Origin of the sequence: Banduia mediterranea (assembly GCF_031846245.1) — a bacterium.
Lineage (GTDB): Bacteria > Pseudomonadota > Gammaproteobacteria > Nevskiales > Nevskiaceae > Banduia > Banduia mediterranea.
This window is the reverse complement of sequence record NZ_JAVRIC010000021.1, coordinates 69,013-80,583: the sequence shown is the minus strand read 5'-3', so window position 1 is coordinate 80,583 and position 11,571 is coordinate 69,013. Positions and strand designations below refer to the sequence as shown.

Sequence of the window (11,571 nt, the reverse complement as noted above, 5' to 3'; positions counted from 1 at the left end):
TAACAACAACCAGCGCCGATCCGCCTTCAAATCCGACCAATCGATCAGAATGATCGGCTCCACGCCGGACCCCACCAGAAGACCACACAAGACCCGATAAAACGAGCTTCGCTGCGCCTGAAGCGCCGCATTGCCGAGCAATCGGTCCATGCACTTGATTCGGTGTTTGACCGTCGTCTTCGAGTTCAGTCCCCGAGCCAAGGACGACAGGGTCAGGCGCTGATGAGACACGGCACTGTCCGCCGCCTGCATCAGTGCCTGCAGGCGTTTGGCATGGAGTTGAGGGAGGTGAAGACGCAGCAACTTCTGCAATACTTTGTGCTGGCGCGCATGGCACGGGCTCCTAGGGTAGTTTGGTGACTTCCGAAGAGATACAAGCCGTGCCCTGCGCGTACTTCAGGCGCAGTTTTATCTAAACAATACCTCGCAATTCGCTGAAAATAAACAGATTATCAGAACAATTTGAGGGGAAACCTCAAGGCCAATCCGCTAAGTCGGGCTAACGTTTCGTTAGACGCGGTGCACTAGGGTAGTGTTCTGTTCTCGATGGAACTTTGCGGCTTTGCGTCTCTGCGCGAAACCCGCTTTTGACGTATTCAGGATGCCGCCCCACCCGTAACCCATTCGCCGATTTCGGCCGCTTCGTCGATCATCTTTTCGAAGGTGTGCAGCACGTTCGGTGCGTCCTGGCAGCCCAGGTCGTGGGTGATGCGCTTGATGCCGCCGCCGGGGCCGACGACCTGCAATTCCACCGTCGGCATGTCCGTGTCGTAACGCTCACAGGTCTTGTCACCTGGCTTGTAGGACGGGGCGAGCTGCATGATGCCCAAGCGGGCGACCGCGTGCTTGAGGCCGGCGACACGCCCGGTGCTGACTTCCTTCTCCTGCATGCCAAGGGTGCCGACACTGTGTATACCCTTGTAGCGCACCAGCCCGTCCGTACCAAGCACGACGATGTATTCGGGACACTTCCCGAAACAGGGGCCGCGCTGCATGCGGATGTAGTCCGAAACACCCAGGTCCATCGGATCGATTTCGGTCATCAGCACCTCCTCGTCCTCGTAGTACTCGGGACGCGGGTTTGTGGCACAGGCGCAAAGAGCAGCCACAACAAGAGCGGCGGCGGTCAACAAGGTGCTTTGCAGTTTCGAACTCATAGTTTCCGGAAACGGTGCGGGGACAGACCAAGGAGGCCGAACACTAGCAGACGCAGACCCATGCCGCCGCCGTCGCCCGGTATCGACGTCGACCATGTGCCGATAGCCGGTATCCCGTACGCGATCAGGTCCGGTGCAGCTTGCGCAGCTCGCGCACGCCCACCGCCAGCGTCATGAAGTCCTGCGTGCCGCTGGCCTGCAGCGCCACCATGCGCTGCTCGCAGAACTGCACGCGGGCTTCGTTGGCCTTAAGCCAGGACTCGAAGCGTGCCTGCGGCGGCCCGCCTGACTGTGCGAGAACATCCGCCACAATCGAGCGATGCAGGCGATAGATGTCGTCACGCAGGGTGGTGCGCGCCAGCGCCTGCCAGCGCCCGCGCACCACCAGGCCGTTGACCGCACCCAGCAGCCACAACACGCGCAGGCGCTCGCCCACCAGGAAGTAGGCGGCTGTCGCCTGCGCCACCGCCACCTCGGCAGCGGCCGCGAGTTCGACGATATCAGGGGCACTGCCCAGGGCCAGCGTGTTGGCCAGCGTGGTCGCCACGTCCTCGGGCACGCCTTCGGCGATCATCGCCGCCCGGGCTCGCTGCCATTCCTCGCGATAGGAGCCGGGCAGACTTTCCGGCAACAGACCGGCGATCTCCTTGATCGGCTGCTCGAAGAAGTCCACGGCTTCGGCGATCGGCTTGCTCGGCCAGCGATGATTCACCAGCCAATTGGTGGCGTGTTTCATCAGGCCGCTGGCGCGCGAATACAGGCGCAGTTGCAGTTGCGCATCGATCTGGTTGTCCAGCGCCTGAATCGGCAGCCAGTAACTGTCGCCGTCGAAGATTTCATGCGCCATCGCATAGGCCTTGACGACTTCCGCGCGCGAAACGCCCTGATCGTCCGCGAAACGGTGCGCGTAGGCGAAGCCCATACGGTTGACGATGGCATTGGACAGAATCGTGGCAATGATTTCGCGCTTGAGGCGATGGCGTTGCAGCCGCTCGCCGTAGCGCTGCACCAGTACCGGCGCGAAGTAGGACAGCAGATCCCGCGTGAAGAACGGGTCGTCCGGCACCTCGGATGCGTCCAGCGCGCCGAACAGCGAAATCTTGGCGTAGGACAGCAGCACCGCCAGCTCCGGCCGCGACAGGCCCAGATTGCGCGCGCGACGTTCCTTGAGTCCTTCGTCGTCGGGCAGGTATTCAACGGCGCGCGCCAGCAGGCCGTCCTTCTCCAGCGTGCGAATCAGATTGGCGTGTTCGTCGAGACGGCTCGCCGCCTCGTGTTCGAGCAGGCTCAGCGCAAGACTCTGCACATAGCTGTCGGCCAGCACCGCGCGCGCGACATCCTCGGTCATCGATACCAGCAGAGGATTGCGTTCCTCGACGCTGAAACCGGTCTCGTTCATCAGTCGGTTCAGCGGGATCTTGATGTTGACCTCGCGATCGGACGAGTGCACACCACCGCTATTGTCGATCGCGTCGGTGTTGATGCGGCCACCGGCCAGCGCGTATTCGACGCGTCCGAGCTGGGTCAGACCGAGGTTACCGCCCTCGCCGACCACCTTGCAGCGCAGCTCCGCGCCGTTGACGCGAATCATGTCGTTGGCGCGGTCGCCAACCTCGGCATTGGACTGGTCGTGGCTCTTGACGTAGGTGCCGATACCCCCATTCCACAGCAGGTCCACCGGCGCCTTGAGGATCGCGCGCAGCAGTTCGTTGGGCGCATGACTGTCCTGGCTCAGGCCCAGCGCCTCCTGCACCTGGGTCGACACCTTGATCTGCTTGGCACTGCGTGGCCAGATGCCGCCGCCTTCGGACAGCAGCGTGCGGTCATAGTCGTCCCAGGACGACCGTGGCAGCGCGAACATGCGCTCGCGTTCGGCGTAACTGGTGGCGGCGTCGGGATTCGGGTCGATGAAGATGTGGCGGTGATCGAAGGCCGCGATCAGACGGATGTGGCGCGACAGCAACATGCCATTGCCGAACACATCACCGGACATGTCGCCAACGCCGACGACCGTGAATTCCTCGTTCTGGATGTCCTTGCCGAGTTCCCGGAAATGACGTTTGACCGACTCCCAGGCGCCACGCGCGGTGATGCCCATCTTCTTGTGGTCGTAACCGGCCGAGCCGCCGGAGGCGAAGGCGTCGCCCATCCAGAAACCGTATTCGGCGGAGATGCCGTTGGCGGTGTCCGAAAACGTGGCCGTGCCCTTGTCGGCCGCGACCACCAGATAGGGATCGTCCTCGTCATAGCGCAGCACATCGGCCGGCGGCACGATGTCATCCGCGACGCGGTTGTCGGTGATGTCCAGCAATCCGCGGATGAAGGTCTTGTAGCACTCGACGCCGGCCTTGAGCCAGGCTTCGCGATTGGATGCGTCGCCGCGCTTGACCACGAAGCCGCCCTTGGCGCCGACCGGCACGATCACCGCGTTCTTGACCATCTGCGCCTTCATCAGGCCCAGCACCTCGGTGCGGAAATCCTGGCGACGGTCGGACCAGCGCAGGCCGCCGCGCGCGACCTTGCCGCCGCGCAGGTGGATGCCCTCCACTTCCGGTGCATAGACGAAGATTTCGAACATCGGCAGCGGCTGCGGCAGTTCCGGCACGCGCGAGGAATCGAGCTTGATACTGATGTAGGACTTGCTGCCGCCGTCTGCGCGCGGCTGGTAGTAGTTGGTGCGCAGCACCGCCTCGATCGTGGCGAGAAAGGCGCGCAGCACGCGATCGCCATCGAGCGTCGCAACCTGATCGAGGCGTTGCTGCAGGTCCTCGTCGATGGCGGCGGCCTCGGCCTCGCGCGCGGCGGCCGCCATCTGCGGATCGAAGCGTGTCTCGAACAGGCGCACCAGCTGGCGCGTGATCGGCGCGTGATCGGACAGCAGGCGTTCCATGTAGTCCTGGCTGTATGGCAGACCGGTCTGAATCAGGTATTTCAGCAGCGTGCGCACGCACACCACCTGGCGCCATTCCAGACCCGCGAACAGCACCAGACGGTTGAGCCCGTCGTTCTCGGTCTCACCGCTCCAGCATTTGCTGAACGCCGACTCGAAGGCGGACTTCTGCCGCTCGGCCGAAAGCTCGCTGGGAGCGAGCACGCGGATGTCGAACTCCTGGATCCAGCAGGGAGTGCCGCCGCGCGGATCGATCTCGGTCGGCTCCTGACGGATCACGCGCAGGCCGAAGTTCTCCAGTGTGGGCAGCACGTCGGACAGCTCGATCGGTCGCGCCCAGGAGTACAGCTTGAGCCCCACTGCTTGGGCCGCCTCCGCGCCGGTGTCGATCATCAGCCGTGGCAGCACCGGCGCCTGTTCGGACAGCTGCAATAGATACTGAATGTCTGCGGCCGCTTCCAGCGGCGTGGTCAACTCGGTGTAGTACAGCGGGAACGCATCGGCGAAGCGTTCGGCGGAATGTCGCACGGCATCGCTGGGCACGCGCATCAGCACGTCGCGCAATTCGTCACGCCAGCTGCGCGTGGCCTTGAGCAGGCGCGTCTGCACATCCTCGGTCGATAGCGGAATGCGGGTGCCCGGCGGCGTGTGTACGGTGTAGTGAATACGAGCCAGACCGCCGCGCATGAAGTCGACATTGCGCTCCAGCGAGAGCCCGTTGCAGATTTCCATCAGTTCCGTGCCGATACGTTCACGAATCTCGCGGCTGTAACGATCGCGCGGCAGGTACACCAAACAGGAATAGAAGCGCCCGTAACGATCGCGACGCATGAACAGCTTGAGTTGCAGTCTGTCGTGCAGGGCGCGAATGCCCATGCAAATGTCGAACAGCTCGTCCTCGCTGGACTGCAGCAACTCGTCACGCGGCAACTGGTGAAGAATGTCGCGCAACTGCTTGCCGGAGTGCGAATCCTCGGGCACGCCTGCGCGCTGCATCACGTAGGCGGCCTTGCGCCGGATCAGCGGAATGTAGCGCGGGCGACTGTAGTAGGCCTCGGTGGAGAACAACCCGACGAAGCGATGCGTGCCCTGGACCGTACCGTCGGCTGCGAACTGCTTCACCGAAATCGAATCCATGACCTGGGGATGGTGGATCGGCGAACGCGTGTTGGCCTTGGTCACCACGATCAGCCGACCGGAGTGCTGAATGTGGCGATTCAGCTCATCCTGCGGCGCGATGAATTTCTCGACATCCGCGAAACGCCCGTTCTGGCGTGACAGGCCGAGCCCGTTCTCGGGAACCGTGCGCAAGGACACGGCGCCGGACTCGGCGACCTCGGCGAGACTGCGAACATAACCGAGAAACGTGAAGCGGCCGTCGTCCAGCCAACGCAGGAAGGCCTGGGCCTCGCTGTATTCTTCCGGATCGGCACCGTGCGGAACCTGATCGAGCTGCCTCACCACTTCGCTCAGCTGCGACCGGATCGCCGGGAAGTCGTCGATGACGACGCGCAGGTCCGCCAGCAGGCGCTCCACCGTGCGCTGAAGCTCGGCGTAGTCGGCTTCGTTCGCCAGCGCCTCAAATTCGATGTGTATCAGCGATTCGCGCGGGGCCGTGCTGTCATCGGCGCCCAGCGCCATCGCCTGCTGCAGCGTGCCTTGCGCATCGCGCCGAATCCGCATCAAGGGATGGTCGGACCAATCGATCGCGCTGCCAGCGTCGTGGATCGCCATGGTCACGGTGTCGACCAGAAACGGCATGTCGTCGACCACCGAATCGAGCGTCGCGAAGCCGCGACTGCCCGCCGCGCCCGGTTCCAGTGGCGGACGCACCACCACCTTGAGCTGCCCCTGGGCGCGCTCGCGCGCCAACTCGAAATGCTGACGCGCCACCTGGAACAAGTCCTCCGGCGTGCGAGCCCTGAAACCGTCCAGCGAGGCGATTTCGTAGTAATGCCGCAGGAACGGCAGGAACCGGGCCTGCTCTTGTGGCCCGACTTCGGCGGCCGCCAGGGCGTCGAGCTGGGCCAGTACGAATTCCAGATGCTGTTGCGTTTCGTCTTCGGGGGAGCGCTCGCGCATGGTTTCCTGCCGGTTCGTTACCGGTTGTGAAATGTGCGGAAAGTATAGGCGCCCGCCCGAACGCCCGTGCCGCACGCATGGCTATACTTCAGATGGTCTCCTCAGCGAACTCTTCCGACATGAATCAGCCGACGTCCGAACCCAGCCGTCTCCGCCCCGTGATCTGGTTGGCGCTGGTGGTGTGGGCGATCGCGAGCTGGTTCATCGGCGACAAGCTGTCCTACGACCACAAGTATCGAATCAACGACCTCGAATCGATTCCCGGCGCCGGCACGATCCAGCGCGACGCCGAAGGCACCTTCTACCATGTGCGTGGCGACAAGATGGCGCGCTCGATCTTCCAGGTCACGGATAGCGGTGAGGTCGAAATCGGCCCACCGGTCTACGCGCAGCCCTGCTACGACTGCCGACTGGTCAGCGGCGAGCAGCTCGCCGCCACCAATGATTTCTGCGCCACTGGTCGGCGTTCCAGGCTGCCGCTGATCGACTTCGAAGCACCCTGCAAGACCTGGGCGACGATCGACAGTGGTCGCAAGGTGATGGCGGCCGTGGTGTTCTTCGTGCCGCCGCTGCTGCTGGTGCTGATCCGCTGGATCGCGGCCGGGGTGTTCAAACGTCCGCAGTAAGGGCCGATGCAGCGGGCTACCACTGGTCCGGACCGACCGGCGCTGCGCGCAGGAAATCAGCGATCTCGTCGATCGCGGCATTCGATTCCTTCATCAGTCCGGAATGCAGCTGGAACTTCGGCGCTGAGCTTCACGCCGTAGCGGCCGGGGATCGTCGGGTTGTGAACATCATCGATCATCGCGGTGCGTACGAACGGCGGCCAGATCGCGCGCACGACGATGCCCTGCGCCTGCCACTCCAGGTCCAGCGCCTCACTCAGACCGCGCACCGCGAACTTGCTGGCCGAGTACGTCGCCAGCCTCGGCTGGCCGTAAATCGCCGAGGCCGAGGCCAGGTTGATCACGCAGGCTCGCGAGCTGCGCCGGAGATCCTCGAATGCCGCGTGACAACCGTTGACGACACCGCGCCGGTTGACGTCGATCACACGCTGGTGATCCGCGAGACTGCTGGCCTCTAACGGGTCCTAAATCAGCACCCCGGCGTTGTTGACCAGCACGTCGAGCCCGCCGCCGGCGCGCGCCGAAAAAACCGCGAGCGCGGCCTGCCATTGCGCGAGTTCACGCACATCCAGCGGCCCGGTCAGCACGGTGTCCGATGCAAGTTCACGCAGACCGTCCGCATCGCGGTCATAGGCGCCGACGGTCCAGCCGACGCGCGCGCAGCGCGATGGCGCGGCCGATACGGCCGCCGCGCCGCTGACGAAGATTCGCCCTGGCGCCCGACTCATGGCGCCGTGCCCAGTGGATCACGGCAGACGGAGGCATCGAACTTCGCCGTGCGGCGCCGGTAGGCAAAGATACCGCAGGCGGTGATCAGCACCTCGGCCTCGACGGACTTTCGGACAGCCGTCCGCAGGCGCCACAGTGCCCGCGACTCGTCGAAGCGCGCCGACTCGATTTCGGTACCGAAGCGGAAGTGGCGGCGCAGCCCGTACCTGTCCACGCAATGCTGCAAGTAGCCGTCAATCTCCGCCTGTGACGCGTATTTTGGCGACCAGCCGTGTTGGATTCGAACGAGAACGAGTACAAATGGGACGGCACGTCGCAGGCCGCACCGGATAGGAATTGTCGCGCCAGCAACCGCCGACGTCCGACGCCTTCTCGAAGATCGTGATGGCTTCGTAGCCTGCCTCGCTAAGCTTGATCGCTGCGCCGATGCCGCCGAAGCCTCCCCCGAGGATCGCGATCCGCATCGACTGTCGCTTCCCTTGCATGTGTGCTTACTCGTCCCACCTGGACCGGTAGCTCACTATGGATCCCACGCTATCCGGTCCCGCCTGCGAACTCCATGTTGCATCGGGTCAGGATTGATATTTTCGGCCAGCGCGGCCCATCATCGCGCATGCCAGTCTGGACCACACGACGAAGTGCCATCAGCGCACGCCAGCTGACCGAACTCGCGGTCGAGCACGGGCTGCCGCGCCGCGAAATCCTGCGCGGAACCGGAACCACCGAAGCAGAGCTTGACGATCCCGGTGCCGAAATCGATGCCGCACAGGAGTTGGCGCTGGTGGCGCGGCTGGTGGAATGCCTGGGCCATGTGCCCGGCCTCGGGCTTCAGGCAGGGTCGCGCTACCGGCTCACCAGCTATGGCATCTGGGGCTTCGCGATGATGAGCAGCGCAACGCTGCGCAGCGCGATCGCGCTGGGATTGCGCTATCTGGACCTGACCTATGCGTTCAACGAACTGCGCGTGGAGGAAGGCGGCCGCGAGGCCGCCCTGGTGCTCGACGACCACGCGATTCCGCAGGCGCTGCGGGAGTTTCTGGTGGAACGTGATGCCGCCGCGATCCATGTGATCGCCAGCGAGTTGTTGAATGAGCCTCTGCCCCAGCTCGGGATCGACCTGCGCTATCCGGGCCCGGCGCACGCGCATCTGTACGAAGCCATGGCTGGCGTGTGTCCGCATTTCGGGGCGGCGGACAACCGCATCCGTATCGACGCTTCGATTCTCGACCGGGCGCCGATACAGGCAGACGCCCCTACCGCACGACTTTGCCGCGAGCAATGCGACAGCCTGCTGCGGCAGCGTCACAGCGAAAAAAGCGGTTTCAGTGCGCGCGTGCAGCGGCTGCTGCGCCAGCATGGCGAGACGCTGCCGAGCCTGGAGCTGGCGGCCCGGCAGCTGCGCTGCAGCGCGCGTACCTTGCGTCGGCGCCTGGCCGAGCAAGGCAGCAGCTATCGGCAACTGGTGGCGGTGCAGCGACGCGAACACGCCGAGCGGCTGCTGGACTGTCGCGAACTCAGCGTGGAACAGATCGCAGCACAACTAGGCTACGCCGAATCCGCCAGCTTCATCCACGCCTACAAGCGCTGGCGTGGCGTGACACCGAATGCCGCGCGGAGTGCCCGCTGATGCTGTTCGGCGGCAGCCAGATCGCGGCGCTGTTTGCCTGCGGTCTCGGCTTTTCGGTGTGGCTGACGGATCGCCAGAGCGGCACCAGCCGCGCGCTTGCGCTGTTCGTATTCGCCACCGGCATCGCCATCGGCCTCAACGCACAGGCCTCGCTGCTGCAGGCTCCGCTACCCGACTGGGTGCGGGTGCTGGGCGTGGTCGAGGCCCTGGCCTTCACCGCCGGAACAGAATGGGGCCTGCGCGTTTCGCGCATGGTCGCCGACGAAGCGGCGCAGCCCTTCGGACGACGTCTGGTCCGTACGGCGCAGGCTTGTGGCTGGATTTATGCGGTGCAGTGCGCCGCGCTGCCAGAGCTGCGGGCGCAGAGTTTTGCCGGCGCATTGCGCTTCGGCGAGTTGCCGACGGCGATGTTCTGGATGTTCGCAGCCTTGCCACTGCTGGCCGGGCTTCTGGTATTCGCGGCCGGCCTGCGGCTACTGAGTCGGCGGCCGGACCAGGCCGAGGCAGTGCGGGTAATGTCGATGCTGGTGGCGATGCCGCTGCTGACCACCGGCCTGATCCTGCCGCGTGAATGGTCACCGCTGGGCGTGGCCTGCGGCGAGATCGTGTTCCTGATCGGCATCCTGCGCTATCACGTGATTCAGGGTGCACGCGGACAGTTCATGGCGCGTTTCCTGTCGCCGCAAGTAGCCGAACTGGTCCGCGAACGTGGACTCAAGCCGGTGGTCGGCAGCCAGCGCCTGCGCGTCAGCGTTGTGTGCTGCGACATTCGCGGCTTCACCGCCTATGCCGAACGGCAGGCGCAGCGACCGGAACGCGTATTGGGCCTGTTGCGGGAGTTCTACGCGGCGGTCGGAACCGTGGTGGCCGAACATGATGGCACGGTCAAGGATCTGGCCGGCGACGGCGTCATGATCCTGCTGGGAGCCCCGGTGCCGCAGGCCGACCATGCCAAACGGGCCCTGGCCCTGTCGCGGCAGCTCCTGAAAGCGGTTCGCCCGATCGTGCGCAAGGCCGACGTCTCATTGGGCCTGGGTGTCGGTGTCGCCAGCGGCAAAGTGGCGGCCGGCATCGTCGGAGAACGTGCGCGCTACGAATATGCGGCGGTGGGCCCGCCCGTGAACCTGGCAGCGCGGCTCTGCCAGCAGGCACAGGACGGTGAGATCCGCATCGACAACTTCACGCTGGACGATTCCGGGGAAACGGTCGGCAGCCGGCCGAAGCGGCGCATGATCCGCGGTCTGCGCGAACCGGTGCTGACGCACGTGCTGCGGGTGGACGACTTTTGACGTCAATCACGCGTCGCGTGATGCTGACCTACCCTCGCCCGCCTGCGCGGGAGAGAGAGGCCGCTCGCGGCTGCGAGCAGGGGTGAGGGGCAGTGGACTCGCTGCGCGAGAATGACGTTATCCGACCTTCTTCTCGACTGATTCGACTTCGGTGATGTACTGCTTCATCGCGTCTTCCTTGGACAAACCCTTGAGCTTGGCCCAGGCGTCGTACTTCATGCGATTGATCATGTCGAGCATGCCGGGGCGCTTGCCGGACACATCACCGTCGCTGGCCTGGCGGAACAGGCCGTACATCTTCAGCTTGAGATCATTGGAAGGCTTGAACGGGCCGTCTGCCGGCGCGGTACGCACCTTCTCGACGGCGGCCTTGAATCGATCCTGTAGCTCGCTCATGGATTTTTCCTTGTCAGGGTGAGGCTGCGGGGCGTCGGTCTCAGCCGACGGCCTTGAGTTTGGGACGCTCAGGGCGCCGCCATTGCGCCAGGGTCTCATAATCGCCGGACAGTTCTTCCGGCGCAAAGTCCTCAGTCAGCTCAGCATCGGCGCAAGCGCTGCGAGCATGGCGCTGAATGTCAACCGCTTCGTGCCGCGCTAGACCAGAATCCAGACGATCGCAGAGACCGCGATTCAGAGAAGAATGTCCATAAACGATGCACTTCTGAGGGCATGATCGGCCACGAACGCGAGCCGAGCTCTCGCTTCATGCGAAAGTTATTACCGATGAGTAAGTTACCGAATAGTGATAAAGCACACCCGCGTGCCGCAACGCAACATCCGGCACATTCCTGAATTGTAGGAAATTTCCTCTGGATATCATTGTTCACCAAAGGCTAAATTAGGCCCTCGACAGGGAGACCAGACTTTCCCTGATGCAGGGAAACGCCGCAGGAATGGCCGTCAAAATGCCGCAGCCATCGTCGGACAAGCGCAGCAAGAGTCGTCGTTCGGCGCCGCGCGAACGGGTGGCGCGCGCCGATCGCGAGCAGCAGATGCTGGAACAGGCGGCGCGGCTTTTCCGAGAGCGGGGCTACAAGGCGTCGATGACGCGCATCGCCGACACGGTGGGCGGGACCAAGCCGATGCTGTACGCCTACTTCGGATCGGAGGAAGGCCTGTACCTGGCGGTGGTGGATCGTGCAGGCACGCACATGATCGCGTCGATGGAGTC

General features: G+C 64.2%; 8 protein-coding genes and 3 pseudogenes. 4 read left to right on the top strand and 7 right to left on the bottom strand.

Annotated features, from left to right (window positions below):
• The 3 genes and pseudogenes from RM530_RS13995 to RM530_RS13985 form a co-directional block, all read right to left on the bottom strand.
• A pseudogene (locus RM530_RS13995) lies at nt 1-312 on the bottom strand (IS4 family transposase); the annotation flags it as partial.
• 284 nt (nt 313-596) lie between these two features.
• Nucleotides 597-1,157: a DUF6438 domain-containing protein gene (locus RM530_RS13990; protein WP_311365867.1), complete on the bottom strand. Its 561-nt coding sequence runs from the start codon at nt 1,155-1,157 to the stop codon at nt 597-599.
• A gap of 124 nt (nt 1,158-1,281) precedes the next feature.
• A complete protein-coding gene (locus RM530_RS13985; RefSeq protein WP_311365866.1) occupies nt 1,282-6,129 on the bottom strand; it encodes an NAD-glutamate dehydrogenase in 4,848 nt (1,615 codons plus the stop codon).
• 119 nt (nt 6,130-6,248) lie between these two features.
• Between RM530_RS13985 and RM530_RS13980 the strand changes: the two genes are divergently transcribed.
• The gene (locus RM530_RS13980; protein WP_311365865.1) at nt 6,249-6,755 is read left to right on the top strand and encodes a hypothetical protein; all 507 of its coding nucleotides are present in this window, start codon (nt 6,249-6,251) and stop codon (nt 6,753-6,755) included.
• A gap of 56 nt (nt 6,756-6,811) precedes the next feature.
• Here RM530_RS13980 and RM530_RS13975 read toward each other — a convergent pair.
• The 3 genes and pseudogenes from RM530_RS13975 to RM530_RS13965 all read right to left on the bottom strand — a co-directional run bounded on the left by RM530_RS13975 (nt 6,812) and on the right by RM530_RS13965 (nt 7,948).
• Nucleotides 6,812-7,483, bottom strand: a pseudogene (locus RM530_RS13975) (SDR family NAD(P)-dependent oxidoreductase).
• Nucleotides 7,480-7,698: a hypothetical protein gene (locus RM530_RS13970; RefSeq protein ID WP_311365864.1), complete on the bottom strand. Its 219-nt coding sequence runs from the start codon at nt 7,696-7,698 to the stop codon at nt 7,480-7,482. Before RM530_RS13970 ends, RM530_RS13975 begins: the two are co-directional and overlap by 4 nt.
• A 19-nt stretch (nt 7,699-7,717) precedes the next feature.
• Nucleotides 7,718-7,948 carry an NAD(P)-binding protein gene (locus RM530_RS13965; RefSeq protein ID WP_311365863.1) on the bottom strand — a complete coding sequence of 77 codons (231 nt, stop codon included), beginning with the start codon at nt 7,946-7,948 and terminating at the stop codon, nt 7,718-7,720.
• 149 nt (nt 7,949-8,097) lie between these two features.
• Between RM530_RS13965 and RM530_RS13960 the strand changes: the two genes are divergently transcribed.
• Together RM530_RS13960 and RM530_RS13955 are read left to right on the top strand one after the other, a co-directional pair.
• Nucleotides 8,098-9,111 (top strand): AraC family transcriptional regulator, encoded by a 1,014-nt coding sequence (locus tag RM530_RS13960; protein WP_311365862.1) that lies wholly within the window; start codon nt 8,098-8,100, stop codon nt 9,109-9,111.
• Nucleotides 9,111-10,400 carry an adenylate/guanylate cyclase domain-containing protein gene (locus RM530_RS13955; RefSeq protein WP_311365861.1) on the top strand — a complete coding sequence of 430 codons (1,290 nt, stop codon included), beginning with the start codon at nt 9,111-9,113 and terminating at the stop codon, nt 10,398-10,400. The genes RM530_RS13960 and RM530_RS13955 overlap by 1 nt, the downstream gene beginning before the upstream one ends.
• A gap of 117 nt (nt 10,401-10,517) precedes the next feature.
• On the opposite strand, the gene RM530_RS13950 is transcribed toward RM530_RS13955, so the two are convergent.
• On the bottom strand, nt 10,518-10,796 hold the full coding sequence (locus RM530_RS13950) for an acyl-CoA-binding protein (protein WP_311365860.1): 279 nt from the start codon (nt 10,794-10,796) through the stop codon (nt 10,518-10,520).
• 476 nt (nt 10,797-11,272) lie between these two features.
• Between RM530_RS13950 and RM530_RS19035 the strand changes: the two are divergent.
• Nucleotides 11,273-11,518 (top strand): annotated as a pseudogene (locus RM530_RS19035) (TetR/AcrR family transcriptional regulator); the annotation flags it as partial.
• Nucleotides 11,519-11,571: the final 53 nt, after the last annotated feature.